This is a genomic window from Staphylococcus sp. OJ82 (genome assembly GCF_000294465.1).
Classification (GTDB): Bacteria; Bacillota; Bacilli; order Staphylococcales; family Staphylococcaceae; genus Staphylococcus; species Staphylococcus equorum.
Window position 1 is genome coordinate 215337 of record NZ_ALPU01000001.1, and the last position, 18059, is coordinate 233395.

The window sequence follows — 18059 nt, forward strand, 5'->3', positions numbered from 1 at the left end:
GTAATTCAAGATTAAATATTGATAGTATGAGATTAGAAACCTTTTAGGTAATTTCATTTATCAACAATCTGTTTACTATAAGGTGCTTTTCCTATAAGACACTTTTATAGAAAAAATTAGGAGGAACATCATGCAAGCCAAATTACTACAAGAAAGTGTACAATCAACTTTTGCAGAAGGTCCTTTATGGGACGATGAAAATCAAAGTTTATTTTGGATAGATAATGTAGAGAATAAAATTCGCGCATATTATCCTCAAACTAATCAATATACTTTTTACCAACTCGAAAAATCTCCAATGTCACTTGCAAAATACTCACAAAATGAACTTATAGTGATTATGAAAGATGGATTTTATCTGTATAATTTAGAAGAAGAAACGTTAAAAGAGATTTTCAAACCAATGGATTTAAATAACAAAATACTTTTAAACGATGCTAAGTGTGACCCTCTAGGTAGACTTTGGGCAGGTACAGTTAATGATGATTTTAGATTGTTTAAAGAAAGCCAAGATAGCACTCAAACTGAATTTCATGGACAAATCGCTAGGCTTTATCGCGTAGAAAAGGATTTTTCTAATATTGAAACAGCAAAAGAGAAAGTAACACTTTCTAATGGGCTTGATTGGGACCCTGTTCGAAATATTATGTATTATATCGATTCTGCTAACCAATCCGTGAGTCAATTTAATTATGATTCGAAAACCGGTCAAATTTCAAATGAAGAGACTGTTTATACTTTTAAAGAATCAGATGGCTTACCCGACGGCATGACAATTGATCAACAAGGCATGTTGTATGTTGCTTTATTCAAAGGCGGCGTAGTAGCAAAAATTGACCCTTTCCAGAAAAAATGGATAGACAGTATTACTTTACCAACTTCTACCGTTACATCTTGTGCATTCGGTGGAGAAAATTTAAAAACTTTATTTATGACTACGGCATTGGCACCATTAAATGATTATGAAAAATACCAAGAACCCATGGCAGGCCACATGTTCTCAGTCGATTTAGAAGTTGGTGGATATAAAACGAATATATTCAGAACAACTTAGAAAGTATTGCAGTTTATTTCACCAACATAATTTAGGATATGCTATCAAAAACTGATAAAATCCCCTTCACTTTAGCTACTAGTGAAAGGGATTTTCATGTATTTTATAAAGCCTAAAGGTATAATACGTATTTACACATTTACCAATAATTAGCTATCTATTTCTGCTGACCATTCATCTTAATGGCATAAAATAAATAATATACAATACCAATAATAAACCAAATCAATGTATAGAATTTAGCTTGTCCGCTTAATCCCCAAAACACTGCAAATACACAGATAAAAATAAATATCGGCATAACAGGATAAAATGGTAATTTAAATGCTGGTTCTGGTAAATCTTTACCTTCTCTTTTGCGTAATGCATAAATTCCAATTGTCACAAACATGAATGCGACGAGCGCACCTGCCGAAATCAATTCCGCTAAAAATCCAAATGGAAATACAGATCCGATAACGACTGCGACAATTGTTAATATGACTAAAGAACGGTTAGGTTGATTCTTGGTATTTAACTTGCCTATCCAAGCCGGAAGAATGCCATCACGGCCAAATGAATAAAGCAAACGTGAACCCGCAAGCATCATACCAATAAGTGCCGTAAACATACCTATAACTGAGACAGCCTGTACGATAACAGCAACTGTGCCGTGTCCACTCATACGTAATGCCCAACCTACTGGTTCTGCGTTATCTTTGTATGCTGAGTAATCAAACATACCTACTAACACGAGTGATACAGCAACAAATAATCCAACTGCAATAAGTAGTGACCCTAAGATACCTCGAGGCATTGTTTTCTGTGGGTTAATTGCTTCTCCGGAATTGGCTGCAATAGAATCAAAACCGATATAAGCAATGAAAATAACTGAACTCCCTGCGTATATACCTTGCCAACCACCAAAGGCACCTGCTGCTGTTTCTTTATATTCAGGAATAAACGGTATGTAGTTTCCAAGATTAATAACAGATAAACCTACAATAAGAAATAAGAAAATCGCTAATATTTTTAACACAACAAGTATATTTTGTACGCGTGCTGTTTCTGATGCACCTCTCGCTAACAAGAGTGCTGTGATAATAATTACAATTGCTGCAATAATATCCATTATGCCACCGTTAGTTCCAAGTGAATTGGATAAAGCGTTTGGCAATGATATATCGAAGGGGTCTAAAAGCCCTCTTAAATTGGCTGAAAAGCCTGACGCTACAAAAGAAACTGCAATAATATACTCTGCAATGAGCGCCCACCCTACTATCCAACCAAAAAACTCGCCGAATAATATACTAATCCAAGTATAAGCCGAACCTGCAAATGGCATCACTGAAGCCATCTCTGCATATACGAAAGCTATGAGTGCCGCTACTATAGCTGATACTAAAAATGACAGTGTTACAGCAGGTCCTGTATGATCTGCAGCAACAACACCTGGTAGTGTGAAAATAGCAGTCGATACAATCGTTCCGACACCTAATGCTAAAAAGTCTCTCACACGAAGTGTACGTTCTAAATTTGAATCTTTATTTTGATAACGGGATAAATCTTCTTTCCGAAATACTCTTTTAATGATACTCATTTTGTCTAACTCCTTGTTGTTTTAAAAATAAACATGTTTTTAAGTATAATGATTTTCTAATACAATGTACATGTTGTTTTAAGAAGAAATTAAATAAATTGAGAATGATATTCGTTTTAATTTGTATAATTGAGGAAATATTTGAAGATAAAGTGACAAACTCAAACATATGATAAAAGCGTCGACTTTCTATTATATAATATGGATGTCGCCTATCTCTCAGGCGTCAATTTAGACGTTGAGAGGATATGAGCTGAATGGGCATATTTTTTATAAATGTCTTAGCCACAATCATCAGTGGTTGCATCATTGCCATGTTTACGCAATGGCTTCGTAATCGTGGCGAAAAACAATAGGCGATAGCGTAAGCCACACCATAAAAAGCCCTCACTATTATAGCGAATAGTGAGGGCTTGGTGAACTAAATGGTCATATTTTTTATACCTATATTATAATCACATCGATTTAAAAAATCAATTGAAAATATGATTATTCATAAAATAGATACCTAGGTTACTTTAAAGTGCGTACTTACATTTCTAATCAATCAACGGTAATATAATTAATATAAACATTATTTGAAAATAATTTTAAATCAAAAACAGAAAAGGGAGAACAACTATGCAATATATTGATTTTCATAATGGTAATACTATGCCTCAACTTGGTTTAGGTGTTTTTAGAGTAGAAAATGATGACACTGCAAAAGATGCAGTGAAGCATGCAATTATTAACGGCTATCGCAGTATTGATGCCGCATTAGTTTACGGAAATGAAGAAATGGTGGGCCGTGGTATACAAGAAGGTATGGCTGCAGCCGATATTCGAAGAGAAGATTTGTTTATTACATCAAAACTTTGGTTTGATAGCTTTGGCAAAGACAATGTAGAACAAGGGTACCAAACTTCTATAGATAACTTAGGTCTAGACTACTTAGATCTTTATCTTATTCATTGGCCGGGTACAGATGAGTCTGTCATGATTGAAACTTGGAAAGGGATGGAAGCTTTATATGAATCAGGAAAAGTTAAAAATATTGGTGTAAGTAACTTCAATATTGAGCATTTAGAAGTGTTAAAATCACAAACTTCTATTAAACCTGTCATCAATCAAGTCGAATTTCATCCCTACTTTACACAACAAGAATTAAGAACTTACCTAGATACTGAATCTATATACATGGAGTCATGGTCTCCACTAATGAACGCGGAGATTTTAACAGATGAAACAATCAATGCGATTGCAGCAGAAATTGGAAAATCTCCAGCACAAGTTGTTATTAGATGGAATATAGAACATGGTGTCGTAACGATTCCTAAATCAATTACACCTCATAGAATAGAAGAAAACATTAATATCTTTGATTTCTCATTAACAGCTAATCAAATGGAACGTATTGATGCATTAAATGAAAATAAGAGAATTGGACCTAATCCATTAGAATTAAATGGTTAACAAAAATACAAATATATTATGCTATAACAGAACATAGACAAATCAAATGTGTACAGAACTAAAAAGCTGTACTTTGGGTTAGTATATAATTTTAAAGGTTTGTCTCCTATATTTCGTAGGAGGCAAGCCTTATATTTTTAATTGATTTGTTCATTGTTATAAAAATGTTAGTGATTTAGACCGACTCCTGTGGAGAAAGCATCAGCCGAAGACTACACGCTAAAGCTGTGCTGCTGGAAAGCACGCACAAAAAAGTACCACCTAACAATTACACAGTAGCAGTCTGATATCTAGTCAGTCTTATGGGAATAGGAAAACGAAATCAAATTTCAACTTTTGATTTCGTTTTCCCGTTCCTTTTTTATGTTCTCATTGATATTTCTCATCATTTTTAACATTATAGACGTACTTTAGACAGCCTATCATACTAAAAAGGCTACTGATATAGTTCTAATTACTCCCTATCAATAGCCTTCATATGCTCATTTTATTATTCAATTGTATGACTTTAATCACTATTTCATGCGGTCCAGTATCTCTTCTTGAATTATTTGCAACGCTTCATTATAATCCGTATTGGTATTTTCTTTTGCATTTACAACTAATAAATCTATAAGTTCAATGTCACTCTTTTCACGAACTTCATTTTCAAATTGGTGTAAATGCTCTTCTGAAGTTTCCGTGTTTTGCTTTTCTATTTGATAATATTGATCGGCTCCCAGTCCGCCTTCCTCAATCATCACAGAAATACCGCTAGAACGTGTTTCATTTAATCTTTTGACTTTGATACGTTTATTTTCACGAATAACCATTTGAATCCCTCCTACATTATGCGCATTTTACAAATCCTTAATGCCTATAAACTATTTACATATTACTACTGATTGGATTGAATACAAATCGTCTTGGTGTCTTTATTTTTATGTATTAAAAACTATATTTACGAATCAAAATATCTAAAAAACTGGACCGCTTCATTTCAAGTTTGATTCGAGTGTAATACCTTAAGTGTAAATATACAATGTTTTTGCTCACTTATCTATACCCTAAATTCAAGGTTAATATATATTTCTGATAAATTTTATTATAAGTTTATTGAAATCTATGAACATTGCAATATTTTTTAACAAAATGTCCACAAAATTAAACTCTAAAACTCTTTTATAGTACAAAACTAAGTTGTATAATTGAAAACGATTATTATTTACAATTAAGAAAGAGTGATGACTATGCTAAATATCGAGACAGCGACTTTGGAAAAGCGTTATAAAATTAAAGAGCTAAACATCAAAAATCAGCATATGTTACAACGTTTAAATGCGTTAGGTTTAAATTACGGGACAGATGTGAAAATTAAGCAAAAATGTTTATTTAAAGGACCTTGTATTTTAGAAGTTAATGATCAGTGTTTAAGTATACGTGGTTGTGATGCATGTCATATTTTTTAGAGGAAGCACATGAATAATAGCTATTGTATCCTAGGAAATCCTAATGTAGGTAAGACCTCATTATTTAATGCGTTAACTGGCACTTACGAATATGTAGGCAACTGGAGCGGTGTTACCGTTGAGAAGAAGGTCGGCCGTCTAAAAGAGAATGCTGGTAGCCTTATAGATTTACCTGGTATATACGAACTATCACCTATTTCTAAAGATGAAACTGTAGTAACCGACTATTTATTAAACAATGAGTTCTCAGGTATGATTAATATCATAGATGCAAGCCAACTCAAACGAAATTTACAATTAACAGTTCAATTAATGGAATTAGGTGCACCCATTATTATCGGCTTAAATATGATAGATGTAGCCACAAAACGTGGTATTCGTATTAATCAAACTGCTCTAATGAAAAAATTAAAACTACCTTTATTACCTATCATAGCTAGAAGTGGTAAAGGCACGACTCATTTATTACATTCGCTTAAAGACCATTCATTATCAAAATCTAGACCTTTGAAAATAAATTATGGCGATAAATTAGAAGATACAATATCTCGTATTGAAAAATATTTATCTGAACATACTTCTTTCGATAAACAGCTTTTCAGATTTATCGCTATACAATTCCTTTTAGATAATCCTAAAATTCATGAATTACTCGATAAAACCGTGTTAGAAAAAATCATCCCATTACGTGAAACATTATCTGATTTACTAGACTGTTCTATTCGTGAATTAGTACAACGTAAACGTAGCGACTACATAGCTCAATTATTAGACGGTGTGATTGAATATCCTGATGAAGAACAACAATATCTTTCTAATCGTATAGATAAATTGCTAACACATAGAATATTAGGTATCCCTATCTTCTTAGGCATAATGTGGCTCATATTCCACATTACATTTACATGGGTTGGTACACCATTATCTGATCAGCTTGATGAATTTCTTGGTGGTACATTTACCGAAACAGTTAAGTCAGCCATGGACAACCTTGGTGTTGTAGCTTTCTTACAGGACTTAATTACTGACGGAGTTATCGCAGGTGTTGGGGGTGTATTAGTATTCGTCCCTCAAATTATCGTACTTTTCTTCTTTATTTCTTTACTCGAAGATTCAGGCTACATGGCACGTATAGCTATATTGATGGATAGAATTATGGAAACCTTTGGCTTAAGCGGTAAATCCTTTATTCCTATGATTATTGGTTTCGGATGTAACGTGCCTAGTATTATGGCTGCACGTAGTATTGAAAGTGAGAAAGAACGTCTTACAACAATTTTAATTGCACCATTTATGTCATGTTCTGCAAGGCTACCTGTATATGCATTATTTGTTGGTGTTTTCTTCGAGCAAAATCAAGCGCTCATTGTGTTAAGTCTTTATGTACTTGGTATTGTCATCGCATTATTAACAAGTGTCTTACTGACTAAAACTGTATTAAAAAATGATGATTCAGTATTTATCGTTGAATTACCAACATATCGTTTACCTTCTATCAAAACACTTTGGAGAAGTACCTGGGAAAAAGCAAAAGGATTTGTTAAAAAAGCAGGAACATTCATCTTTGCAGGTTCAGTCGTTATTTGGCTATTAAATTATACAGGACCAAGTGGTTTCAATGTAGATGTAAACGACAGCTTTTTACATTCTATCGGAAGTTTCTTTGCAGTTTTAGTTGCACCGTTAGGATTCGGAACTTGGCAAGCAGGTGCGACACTTATTCCAGGATTCTTAGCTAAAGAAGTCATAGTTAGTTCGACGGCTATTATTTACGCTTCAGATGAAGACGGATTAGTAAACATCGTTCAAGATCAATTTACGTCATTATCAGCCTATGCATTTATGATATTTATCCTATTGTACATCCCTTGCTTATCGACTGTAGCAACCATTCGCAAGGAAACCTATTCTTTAAAATGGACCATATTCGCAGTAGCCTACCCTTTAATTGCTGCCTATGTACTGACATTCATCTTCTACCAAGTTTGCCAATTTTTTATTTAATGATGTGATTTTATGTCGATTATCATTAACATCGTTATATTTTCAGCAATTTTTGGCTACACTATATTTACATTAACTAAATTTATGAAAAAATCCAAAGAAGGAAAATGCAGTTCATGCGGTTCAAAAAATGGTTGTAATACAAAAGAATAACAGTGAACTAAATTGAAATTACGAATTAAAGAACTTTATATTATAGCTGATGCAATGATTACAGATTATTCATCGACAATATTTGATTACGCTCACTTAAGTAAACCTATATTTTTACTTCAAGAAGATGATAAAAATTATCAAAATGATGTTGGTTTTTACTTTGATATATTTGAATTAGGTGATTTCCCTGAAGTACCGTCTGATGAAAGACAATTAGCAAATCAATTGAAGAACATTAAAAACATCCAATATTCTAAATTGATTAACAGACTTATGACAAAAGATAAGCATGATACCAGCAAAAAGATATTAAAAGAAGTCTTTTCATAAACTTAAAAACCAAAATTAAAATAGTCAGCCTCTGAGCTAACAATGTTTCAAATAAATGAAAAACCCCCCTAAAATTTAGATTTTAGGGGGGCTTCAAATTGTGGTCGTATCACATTTATTAAAGATAGAGTACTTTAATTATCTTGTGCGTTTTATCTGTATCATAATGACTTAGTCCTTTAGATATTCTTAAATTTCAGCACGTTTCCAAATTAACACTTTGTTTTCACCAGCTTGTAAACTTTCAATTGGTCCTAACAGTGTAGTATCCGTTCTCATATTTTCTACTAAATCAGTATTAATACTGATTGGCATTTCGTTCTGACTTTCAAAGTCTGCATCTACTAGTCTTACTTTAGGTAAAGTATCACTTGATTGGGTTTCTCCTTTAATTTCAAAAAATGATGGTGGTAATGAAATGTTAAGATATAAACCTTCTGATTCTTCTTCTAAAGATAATGCAGGATTAAAGTTCTCATCTATTAAATTATTTTCTTCTTTTTCAAAGTGTTTGGCTTTATTGAAATAAGCATTATTGTTAATAAAAACAGGTTGTTTTATTTTATGATACGCTTGGTGATCTCCTTCTTCTTGAGAGACCAAATACTTATATTCTTCTAAAGATGTTGTATAACCATTATACAGTTCCGTTCCAATATTATTTACAGCATTTTTCCCTATAAATATATTATTGTAGAATCTATCGTCTCCTCCATAGACTGGAGCAAATCCAGCGACTAATGTACTATGTGGCACATGATAAGGCGTTGATCTATCTAGCATCAATCTATGAACCATTTCACCGTTAATAATATTATTAACGTAAGCACCACCTTGTGCATGATTATCTAAAGCGTAATCAGCAGTTAATATATTATTATCGACGAGATAAGGTCCGCTTGTCACTTCTACAAAAAGATCCCTTGTATTTTCATTAAATATATTTTTACTAATTCTTGTTCCTTGAGTTTGCCAATCAAACCACATACCTAAAGAGCAGTTATGAACGTAATTATTATAAACTTGTGTATCTAAAGCCGCATGTAGTTTAATACCGGCAATTTCATATCCGAAAAACGCTCTTCTATTACCAATATTAAAGATGTGGTTATTATATATTTCACTAAAAGCGCACCCTAAATGTCCCACAATAGCATTTTGTCCACAATCGCTAATTTTATTATTTCTAATAATGTGTGATCCTATTGTTTCTTTATTCCAATCAGCGTTAACAGCACTAAAAACTGTTTCTATTTGGTATTGATAGCCAGGTTTATCTTTTCTAATTGAACTAAAGTTTTGTCCGGTAGATATCTCTTTACCAATTGAAACACCACTACACATTGAATCATGTATATAATTATTTTCTACGATCCATTTTTTACTCCAATTCGTATCAATCAAACCAGTTTGTTTAGCTGTAGGTGGAGACCATTGTGTTGCAGCATGCGCTAATTCAAAATTACGAATCGTTATATAATTAGTATGTGTTTGATTTGGCGAAAATACATGTTCTCTGACGTTTATTTCTATTAATTCTTCATTTGGATTATTGTTTTGAAAATTAGCGTAAATTGTAGTACTATTTTCATTTACTTCCGCATACCATAAAAATGTCGATAAATCAGCGTAATCAAAATCAACTTCTTTTTCAGTCCAATGATCAAATACTTTTTCGATTTTTTGTGGATTTTTCAATCTCTCAAAAGTACTTACTTCAAATAGTGCATAACCATTTAAATATACTTGCCCTAAAGTCTGGTTATTATCAACCTCAAGCCAATCACCAAATAATTTCACTGAAAACGGATTAAATGTTTTGAATAATTGATTAGGCACTTCTACTTTCCATATATTTCCTTCTACAAGATGCCAATCGTTTATTTCTTCAGAGCCTTTTATAGTAACTTTTTCATTTTTTGCACTTTCAAATGTAATTCTGCGAGACTCGCTTAATCCTGAATTTATGTCGTTTATTTCTTCTCTATATACGCCTTCATGAACGATTACAGTATCCCCTGGTAACGCAAGCGAAGCCGCTTTGTTAATTGTTAATAATGGCTCATCCTCAGACCCTTTAGCAAAATCTGATCCTGTTTTAGCTACATATAATTTTTTTGACATAATATAACCTCCGCTTATTTATATATTTGTTTATTTCTCAATTCTCCCACTTCATTATTTCTTATTTGGTCCTTAACTTTACCTATGAATTTTTCATAATTTAAAAAGAATGTGACAATCATTATTAGTGTAACCATTAAAAACGGAAAGTATATTTGCATCGATTTTATGGCAAAAATAGTACTTTCAGATTGTATTGAAGCTCCTGCGACATAACCACCGATAGACAATGACCACCCTACAATAGCTGACTGTAGACCGGATCCGATTTTCATCCCAGCACTAGCCAAACTAAACACTGAGCCTTGTACTGGAACTCCTGTTTTCCAATATATAATATCGCCAATATCTGCAACAATACCACTTAGTGCAGCAGTAAATGGTACGATTCCTATACCATTTATAACTAAACCTATAACTAACATAGTTAAGTTTTCCGAGAACAAACTCATAATGATATAAGAAATAATTGATATTACTAAACCAATAATGATACTTTTCTTAATTCCAACCTTTTCTGAAAATTTAGCTGCAAGAAGTAAACCTAAAATTGTTGGGATTAAAGTAGAAAAACTTAAAAGTGCCATAACATTTTCATCGTTAAAAATATACGTAGCATAATATATTCTCATGCTATTATCTGTTTGACGTAAATACCATAGTAAATATAAAACAATAGTAATAAGAAAGTATTTTTCTGTTATTAATGTTTTTATAATTAATGTAAAAGGTATGCGTTTTTTTTGTTTTTTGACATCTTTTTTATCAACGTGGTCATATTTCTTAGTCGCAACGTTTCTTTCTGTTACAAAATATCCTGCAATCATTAATGGTATAGCACATAATGCGCCGTAAATAATAGATGTAACCGTCCAACCTTGTTGACCACCACCAAATCCATTAACTAAAAATGTGGTAAATGTCGTAATACACAACACACTTAAGTTAGCAAAAATAAAACGAATACTTCCCAATGAAACACGGTCAGTTTCATTCTTTGTCATAAACGACACAAGTGAAGAATACGCAACGTTATTAGCAGTGTAAAAAACGACTGATATCAAGGAGTATACTACGAATATATAAGTGATTTTTCCAGTATCTCCAAGTGATTGTGGCACGTTAAATAATAAAATTGTTAAAATAACTAATATAGGAGCAGTCCAAAATACCCATGGCTTGGCCTTGCCCATCTTTGTATTTGTATTGTCAATAATACTTCCCATAAACAAATCCGAAAAACCATCTGCAAATCGACAAATTAGAATGATAGTACCGATAACAGCACCAGCAATTCCCACTACATCAGTCATATAAATTATTATAAAAGATGCAATAAAGGTCCAACTATAATTTGCTCCAAAATCCCCGATACCAAAAGTAAGTTTCTCTGGCATTCCTAATCGTTCATTCTTATCACTTTGTTTAGAATCATAACTATCGGACATAACCCCACCCCATTAATTTTTAATGTATGTCTGCTCATAGATGATTAACAAAACAACTATTCATAAATTAGAATGTCCAAACCAGTAATATGTATAGTTATTTTTACGCGTTAACTTTTAGCAATTCCCCCTTATTTTAGTTGGTTTGTTAATTTAACTAACCAAATTAACGTTAATATATCACCTTATTTATTATTTGTAAACGCTTTCTTACATTAAGGTAGTTTTTTACTCTTTTAAATCAAATGCAATTTAAATGTAAAAATTTCCTTGATATTAATGATACTTTTTTGAAATGAATACCGATAAGCATGCATGTATCTTGATTTTTAAGGTATTTCATTATGTACATAATCTACAAATATATTTATTAAATTGTAGGGAGTTGATTACTACTAAACTGGTCATTCAAATCTTTATTGCGATAATTCTTAATGGAAGTTATAAAAACACTAAAAAGTTCATTCAGTCCCGTTTACATAAAAAAGCATCTCTCAAAATTTGAAAGATGCTTTTACTATATTTTTTATTTAAAAAAATACATACTTAATAACATAATGATTAAAAAACCGCCTACGGTTAATACGAAGGTATATATAAATGTTAGGGTATTTCTTAGTTTTGTAGTATTAACCTCATTAGGATCTTCACCCTTCATAAAAGCTACGATTCGATCGTAAGTTTGCATATTATTAGACTTCTTAATTAAATCTACTTTGATAGAAGCGTACATCGCAATAATAAATAGCACAACCTCAATGACTATGCCAATCGTTCCCCAATAATAAATTGCTGGACCAAATAAAATCGCTGCTAATAACATCGGCCACACCATTAAATGTGACCACAAGTTAAAGTTCGTTTGCTTTAATTTCTGTTCCATAATCTCCACGTCTCCTTTGACTAAATCGTCTAAAGAAACATCAAACAATGAACTAAGCATAAGTAAATTATGAACATCTGGATAACTCTTATCATTCTCCCAATTAGAAATTGTTTGTCGTGAAACATATAATTTCTCTGCTAAATCTTCTTGAGATAAATAATCACGCTGTCTGAAATACTTAATTTGAGAACCTAAATTCATTGTCATGCTCCTTTGACTTGAGATTAATATGGAAATCATTATTAGACTACCAAAGTTCTTTGACATATGCACCTTTTCAATTGTCAAAATGCTTTTACACCTATGATATCAATGTTTTTAAGACTACCTTTAGACAGTACAAAGGGAGCGAGATAGAAATCAAAATCTGATTCCGTATTCCGCTCCCTAAAGACTAACTAACTATCATCCAAATACTGCCAATATAAAAACTTAAGTTGTTTGTTGCTGATATTGAATTTGGTGATCTAATTCAAATTCTTCACCTGCAGTGATTTTCTTATATTGATAACCAAAGTACAGAATCCATAGTATCGTCAGGCCAAACGCTAACACATAGCTTAATGTAAGATCTAATCCTAAACCAATTGGCTGACTAAGAATATACGTAAATATATTCCATGTCATGAACACGGCTGGTATTGCTGCAACCCAGAAATTCTTTTTAGCCATGAGTAGATACATAGCCCCGACCCATAACGCAACAGTGGCAGTTGTTTGGTTAGCCCAAGAGAAATAACGCCAAAGTACTGTGAAATCTACTTGAGTCAAACCGAAACTAATTACAAATAATGGTGCAGCTACGATAATTCTTTTGACAACACTACGTTGACCATAATTTAAATAATCCGCAATAATCATTCTAGCACTACGGAAAGATGTGTCCCCACTTGTAATCGGTAAGATGATTACGCCTAACACTGCCATTGTTCCAAATACAGAACCTAATAATAGATGAGAAGCTTCACTTACCACTAATGCTGCCTCACCACGGGCTAATACATCACTAAGTCCATTGTAACCATTAAATAGACTCATGCCTGCTGCTGCCCAAATCATAGCGATAATCCCTTCAGCAATCATCATGCCGTAAAAGATAAAACGACCATTATTTTCTTTTTTCGTTGTTCTAGAAATAATTGGTGTTTGAGTCGCATGGAAACCAGATAATGCCCCACAAGTAATCGTGAAGAATAATAATGGGAAAATAGACGCCCCATCAGGATGCATGTTTTTTAAATTAATTTCTGGAATCGGTGCGCCCGTTTGAATAAGACGGAACCCTATACCAACCGCACTGATTAATAATAATGCCCCAAATATTGGATAAATACGACCAATAATTTTATCAATAGGTAAAATTGTAGAAAGAACGTAATAAATAAAGATAACAAAAATAATGATACCTAATGCAATACGTCCGTCTAATAAATTATGTAATAATAATGCCGGGCTTGTAACAAATACTGTCCCTGTTAAAAGTAATAATAAAATAGAAAAAATATTAACAAAGTGTTTCATCACTTTTCCTAAAAACTTACCAGCAAGCTCAGGTAAATGAGCGCCTTTATTTCTGATTGAAATCATCCCAGTTAAATAGTCGTGAACCGCCCCTGCAAAAATACAACCCACAACAATCCAAATAAATGCGACAGGCCCATAAAGTGCTCCCATAATTGGTCCGAAAATAGGACCAACACCAGCGATGTTTAATAACTGAATCAGTGAATTAGATGATGTCTTCATCGGTAAGTAATCGACATCGTCCCTTTGATGAAATGCTGGCGTCGGTCGTTCTACTTTTGTGCCAAACATCTTATCGATGTATTTACCATAAGTGAAATAACCTATAACTAATAAAATAATAGATACGATAAACGTGATCATATTATCATCCCCCCCTTTAGATAATGTGTAAGCGTTTTCTTAATTTAATCACAGTTTCTGATTTATCACAATATTACAATGGAATTTTTATATTAACTTAATAAAATTTAAACATAAAAAAGACTGTTAGATTTCCAACTAGGATTCTAACAGTCAGTGATTTAATCTAGGATCTATTTCCCAGATTGTTTTATTTTGGTTATATTAACGTTTGTATAATTTAATCTTTATTTCATAATAGTCGTCATGATCTTTAGCTTGATGTTCATACTTAATACCGCTTTTTTCAATACTTTCAAGACTTTTACCAACTGCATCACGTGCGTCAGTTAAGTCTTTTTCAAATCCAAATGTTTGAGCCGTCACCTTTTCAGGGCCAACTTTTTGTTTCACTCGTGCTTCTGTTTGTTTTACATTTAGCTTCTGGCTAATAACAGTTTCAACCATTATTTCTTGATCTTCTTCTGACAAACTTAACATTGCACGAGCGTGACGTTCAGTAATCTTACCTTCACGTAAACGTTCGATGACTTTAGGTGCTAATTTTAATAAACGCAGTTTATTAGCTATGAAACTTTGACTTTTACCAACACTTTTAGCTAATTCACTCTGTGTGGTATCCCCGATTTCCAATAACTTTTTATATGCTTCCGCTTCTTCAACGACAGATAGGTTTTCACGTTGAATATTTTCAATAAGTGCAACCACTGCAGTCTCTTCATCATCTAAATATCTAATAATGACTTCTGCGTGTGTTTTACCAAGTGATTGAAACGCTCTAAATCTACGTTCACCAGCAATAATTTCAAACATATCTTCTTCTATTGGACGTACGACGATAGGCTGTAACAAACCATGTTCTTCTATTGATTCTGCGAGTTCTTTTATCTTATTTGGCTCAAATACTTGTCTTGGTTGATAACGGTTTGGCACAATACGTTCGATATGAATAGATTCGACGCTATTATTATGATCTTCTTCAATATAACCAACAATGTCATCTTTGTTCTTTAAACCAAATAATTTAGAAAAAGGTTTCTTCATTTTCCATGCGCTCCCTCTAAATTAATTGTATTGATTTGCATTTACTTGTTAAGCAATGGAGACTTATTCGGTGTTCCTGGTTTTCTAGGATACTTCTTAGGTGTCTGACTTCTCTTGTCTATAAGGATCATTTGTCTCTCGCCTGCTTCTTCTGGCAATTCATATGAAATTGTTTCTCGAACTTTACCACCCAAGATACCTAAACCGAAACGTGCTTCTTCTAATTCTTCTTCACCTTTAGAAGATTTTAAAGCGATGAATTGACCGCCTTTCTTAACTAAAGGCAGACACAATTCACTTAATACTGAAAGTCTAGCAACAGCACGTGCAGTTACAATATCATAAGACTCCCTGTAGACTCCTTTGCCAAACGTTTCGGCACGATCATGCACGAAATTTACGTTTTCAAGGTCTAGCGCTTCCGCTAATTGATTCAAAAATTTTATACGTTTATTTAACGAATCTACAATTGTAACTTTTAAATTCGGATAAATAATTTTCAAAGGAATGCTTGGGAAACCAGCACCAGCACCTATATCACAGATTGTTAATTCTTTAGTCAAATCCGTATAAAAACTTGGCGCAATTGAATCATAAAAATGTTTCAAATACACTTCATGTTCTTCAGTGATACTTGTTAAATTTATTTTTTCATTCCATTCAACAAGCATTTGATAATACGTTTGAAATTGTCGTTGTTGTTCTTCAGAAAGTTCTATTCCTTGTGTACTGAGTTGCTTAGTTAACCATTCTACACTCATCTTAATTTTTCACCCTTTGGATTTTTCCTTGTTCAAGAAAAACAAGTAAAATTGAGATATCAGCTGGATTCACACCAGATATACGAGAAGCTTGCGCAATGTTTAATGGCTTAACTTCTGTTAATTTTTCACGCGCTTCAGTCGCTAAACTATCTACCACACTGTAATCTAAGTCTTCTGGAATTTTTTTCTCTTCCATACGTTTTACTTTTTCAACTTGTTGTAACGACTTGTTGATGTAGCCTTCGTATTTCGTTTGAATTTCTACTTGTTCTTCAACATCAGATGGAAGTACATGTGATTCATCCAGAATTTCAAGAATTAGGTCGTAAGTCATTTCAGGACGACGTAACAATTCTAATGCTAAAATACCATCTTTCAAGCGAGAACCACCTTGTGCTTCAATAATTTCTTGAACGCGATCATGTGGTTTCACTCGGATGCTAGCTAAACGTTCTTGTTCTGATTTTATCATGTCTCGTTTTGCATTAAAACGTGCATAACGCTCTTCAGAAATCATTCCTAATTCATGACCTAAATCAGTTAGACGTAAATCTGCGTTATCATGTCTTATTAATAGACGGTACTCTGCACGAGAAGTTAATAAACGGTAAGGTTCATTTGTACCTTTCGTAACAAGATCATCAATTAATACACCGATATATGCGTCAGAACGGCTTAATACAACTTCATCTTTATTTTGTACTCTAGCTGCTGCATTAATACCAGCCATAATACCTTGTCCAGCCGCTTCTTCATAACCTGATGTACCGTTGATTTGACCAGCAGTGTACAAGTTTTTGATTTTTTTAGTTTCAAGTGTTGGCCATAATTGTGTAGGTACGAGTGCATCGTATTCAATTGCATATCCTGCACGCATCATGTCTGCTTTTTCTAGACCAGGGATTGTTTCTACCATTTGTCTTTGTACATGTTCTGGAAGACTTGTAGATAATCCTTGTACGTAAACTTCATTCGTATTACGTCCTTCTGGTTCTAAGAATAATTGGTGACGTGGTTTATCGTTGAAACGCACAAATTTATCTTCAATTGATGGACAATATCTTGGACCTGTACCTTTAATCATTCCTGAATACATTGCTGATAGATGTAAATTATCATCAATCACTTGGTGTGTATCAGCATTTGTATATGTTAACCAACATGGTAATTGATCTAAGATGTATTCAGTAGTTTCAAAACTAAACGCTCTACCTACATCGTCACCTGGTTGGATTTCAGTTTTAGAATAATCAATTGTTTTCGCATTTACACGAGGTGGTGTACCTGTCTTAAATCTAACAACTTCGAAGCCAAGGTTTCTTAAATTATCAGCTAATGAAATAGATGGTAATTGGTGGTTAGGGCCACTTGAATATTTCATGTTTCCTAAGATGATTTCACCACGTAAAAATGTACCTGTTGTAATAATAACTGCCTCTGCCCAGTATTCTGTTCCAATATTAGTACGTACGCCTTTAATCACATCATCTTCAATCATTAAGTCATCTACCATGCCTTGCATAATATCAAGGTTTTCTTCATCTTCAATTACTTTTTTCATTTCTTGTTGATACAATACTTTATCTGCTTGTGCACGTAATGCTCTCACTGCTGGGCCTTTACCCGTGTTTAACATACGCATTTGAATGTGCGTTTTATCAATCGTTTTGGCCATTTGTCCACCTAAGGCATCTATTTCACGCACGACGATTCCTTTTGCCGGTCCACCAACTGATGGATTACATGGCATAAACGCGATATTATCTAAGTTAATTGTTAACATCAGCGTTTTTGCACCACGTCGAGCTGAAGCAAGTCCTGCTTCAATACCAGCATGCCCGGCTCCTATTACTATTACATCATATTCTTGAGCCATACTA

16 protein-coding genes are annotated in these 18059 nt (G+C 33.2%); 7 read left to right on the top strand and 9 right to left on the bottom strand.

Features of this window, described 5'->3' with window-relative positions:
- Positions 1-130: 130 nt before the first annotated feature.
- On the top strand, positions 131-1054 hold the full coding sequence (locus SOJ_RS01035; protein WP_002506197.1) for an SMP-30/gluconolactonase/LRE family protein: 924 nt from the start codon (positions 131-133) through the stop codon (positions 1052-1054).
- A gap of 157 nt (positions 1055-1211) precedes the next feature.
- Here the strand turns inward: SOJ_RS01035 and SOJ_RS01040 are convergent, their stop codons facing one another.
- Entirely contained in the window at positions 1212-2633 is a 1422-nt protein-coding gene (locus SOJ_RS01040; protein WP_002506198.1) for an APC family permease, read from the bottom strand.
- A gap of 257 nt (positions 2634-2890) precedes the next feature.
- On the opposite strand from SOJ_RS01040, the gene SOJ_RS14320 reads away from it, so the two are divergent.
- Entirely contained in the window at positions 2891-2989 is a 99-nt protein-coding gene (locus SOJ_RS14320; RefSeq protein WP_021339314.1) for a type I toxin-antitoxin system Fst family toxin, read from the top strand.
- A 265-nt stretch (positions 2990-3254) separates the two neighbouring features.
- Positions 3255-4088 carry an aldo/keto reductase gene (locus SOJ_RS01045; RefSeq protein ID WP_002506199.1) on the top strand — a complete coding sequence of 278 codons (834 nt, stop codon included), beginning with the start codon at positions 3255-3257 and terminating at the stop codon, positions 4086-4088.
- Positions 4089-4603: 515 nt separating this feature from the next.
- On the opposite strand, the gene SOJ_RS01050 is transcribed toward SOJ_RS01045, so the two are convergent.
- Positions 4604-4900 carry a hypothetical protein gene (locus tag SOJ_RS01050; RefSeq protein WP_002506200.1) on the bottom strand — a complete coding sequence of 99 codons (297 nt, stop codon included), beginning with the start codon at positions 4898-4900 and terminating at the stop codon, positions 4604-4606.
- 417 nt (positions 4901-5317) lie between these two features.
- On the opposite strand from SOJ_RS01050, the gene SOJ_RS01055 reads away from it, so the two are divergent.
- The 4 genes from SOJ_RS01055 to SOJ_RS01065 are packed head-to-tail and all read left to right on the top strand — an operon-like array spanning position 5318 to position 8026.
- Entirely contained in the window at positions 5318-5536 is a 219-nt protein-coding gene (locus SOJ_RS01055; RefSeq protein WP_002506201.1) for a FeoA family protein, read from the top strand.
- 9 nt (positions 5537-5545) lie between these two features.
- Complete coding sequence (gene feoB / locus SOJ_RS01060; protein ID WP_002506202.1) at positions 5546-7540, top strand: ferrous iron transport protein B; 1995 nt, start codon at positions 5546-5548, stop codon at positions 7538-7540.
- Between the two features lie 12 nt (positions 7541-7552).
- Positions 7553-7693, top strand: coding sequence for a FeoB-associated Cys-rich membrane protein (locus SOJ_RS14130; protein WP_002506203.1), 141 nt, complete (start codon positions 7553-7555; stop codon positions 7691-7693).
- Positions 7694-7705: 12 nt separating this feature from the next.
- Positions 7706-8026 carry a CDP-glycerol glycerophosphotransferase family protein gene (locus SOJ_RS01065; protein ID WP_037539352.1) on the top strand — a complete coding sequence of 107 codons (321 nt, stop codon included), beginning with the start codon at positions 7706-7708 and terminating at the stop codon, positions 8024-8026.
- A gap of 189 nt (positions 8027-8215) precedes the next feature.
- Here the strand turns inward: SOJ_RS01065 and SOJ_RS01070 are convergent, their stop codons facing one another.
- The 7 genes from SOJ_RS01070 to mnmG form a co-directional block, all read right to left on the bottom strand.
- Positions 8216-10150, bottom strand: coding sequence for a right-handed parallel beta-helix repeat-containing protein (locus SOJ_RS01070; RefSeq protein ID WP_002506205.1), 1935 nt, complete (start codon positions 10148-10150; stop codon positions 8216-8218).
- A 14-nt stretch (positions 10151-10164) separates the two neighbouring features.
- The gene (locus tag SOJ_RS01075) at positions 10165-11598 is read right to left on the bottom strand and encodes an MFS transporter (RefSeq protein ID WP_002506206.1); all 1434 of its coding nucleotides are present in this window, start codon (positions 11596-11598) and stop codon (positions 10165-10167) included.
- Between the two features lie 526 nt (positions 11599-12124).
- Complete coding sequence (locus SOJ_RS01080) at positions 12125-12685, bottom strand: helix-turn-helix domain-containing protein (RefSeq protein ID WP_002506207.1); 561 nt, start codon at positions 12683-12685, stop codon at positions 12125-12127.
- A 231-nt stretch (positions 12686-12916) separates the two neighbouring features.
- Entirely contained in the window at positions 12917-14371 is a 1455-nt protein-coding gene (locus tag SOJ_RS01085) for a carbon starvation CstA family protein (protein WP_002506208.1), read from the bottom strand.
- 204 nt (positions 14372-14575) lie between these two features.
- Entirely contained in the window at positions 14576-15415 is an 840-nt protein-coding gene (locus SOJ_RS01090) for a ParB/RepB/Spo0J family partition protein (protein WP_002506209.1), read from the bottom strand.
- 41 nt (positions 15416-15456) lie between these two features.
- A complete protein-coding gene (gene rsmG, locus SOJ_RS01095; RefSeq protein WP_002506210.1) occupies positions 15457-16176 on the bottom strand; it encodes a 16S rRNA (guanine(527)-N(7))-methyltransferase RsmG in 720 nt (239 codons plus the stop codon).
- 1 nt (position 16177) lies between these two features.
- A complete protein-coding gene (gene mnmG, locus SOJ_RS01100; RefSeq protein ID WP_002506211.1) occupies positions 16178-18055 on the bottom strand; it encodes a tRNA uridine-5-carboxymethylaminomethyl(34) synthesis enzyme MnmG in 1878 nt (625 codons plus the stop codon).
- Positions 18056-18059: the final 4 nt, after the last annotated feature.

Excerpts from the sequence above, each read along its gene's own strand:
- SOJ_RS01080 (WP_002506207.1), bottom strand. The coding sequence starts at position 12,685 with ATGAATTTAGGTTCTCAAATTAAGTATTTCAGACAGCGTGATTATTTA.
- SOJ_RS14320 (WP_021339314.1), top strand. The coding sequence starts at position 2,891 with ATGGGCATATTTTTTATAAATGTCTTAGCCACAATCATCAGTGGTTGC.
- rsmG (WP_002506210.1), bottom strand. The coding sequence starts at position 16,176 with ATGAGTGTAGAATGGTTAACTAAGCAACTCAGTACACAAGGAATAGAA.
- SOJ_RS01035 (WP_002506197.1), top strand. The coding sequence starts at position 131 with ATGCAAGCCAAATTACTACAAGAAAGTGTACAATCAACTTTTGCAGAA.
- SOJ_RS01050 (WP_002506200.1), bottom strand. The coding sequence starts at position 4,900 with ATGGTTATTCGTGAAAATAAACGTATCAAAGTCAAAAGATTAAATGAA.
- mnmG (WP_002506211.1), bottom strand. The coding sequence starts at position 18,055 with ATGGCTCAAGAATATGATGTAATAGTAATAGGAGCCGGGCATGCTGGT.
- SOJ_RS01040 (WP_002506198.1), bottom strand. The coding sequence starts at position 2,633 with ATGAGTATCATTAAAAGAGTATTTCGGAAAGAAGATTTATCCCGTTAT.
- SOJ_RS01070 (WP_002506205.1), bottom strand. The coding sequence starts at position 10,150 with ATGTCAAAAAAATTATATGTAGCTAAAACAGGATCAGATTTTGCTAAA.
- SOJ_RS14130 (WP_002506203.1), top strand. The coding sequence starts at position 7,553 with ATGTCGATTATCATTAACATCGTTATATTTTCAGCAATTTTTGGCTAC.
- SOJ_RS01075 (WP_002506206.1), bottom strand. The coding sequence starts at position 11,598 with ATGTCCGATAGTTATGATTCTAAACAAAGTGATAAGAATGAACGATTA.
- SOJ_RS01055 (WP_002506201.1), top strand. The coding sequence starts at position 5,318 with ATGCTAAATATCGAGACAGCGACTTTGGAAAAGCGTTATAAAATTAAA.
- SOJ_RS01045 (WP_002506199.1), top strand. The coding sequence starts at position 3,255 with ATGCAATATATTGATTTTCATAATGGTAATACTATGCCTCAACTTGGT.
- feoB (WP_002506202.1), top strand. The coding sequence starts at position 5,546 with ATGAATAATAGCTATTGTATCCTAGGAAATCCTAATGTAGGTAAGACC.
- SOJ_RS01090 (WP_002506209.1), bottom strand. The coding sequence starts at position 15,415 with ATGAAGAAACCTTTTTCTAAATTATTTGGTTTAAAGAACAAAGATGAC.
- SOJ_RS01085 (WP_002506208.1), bottom strand. The coding sequence starts at position 14,371 with ATGATCACGTTTATCGTATCTATTATTTTATTAGTTATAGGTTATTTC.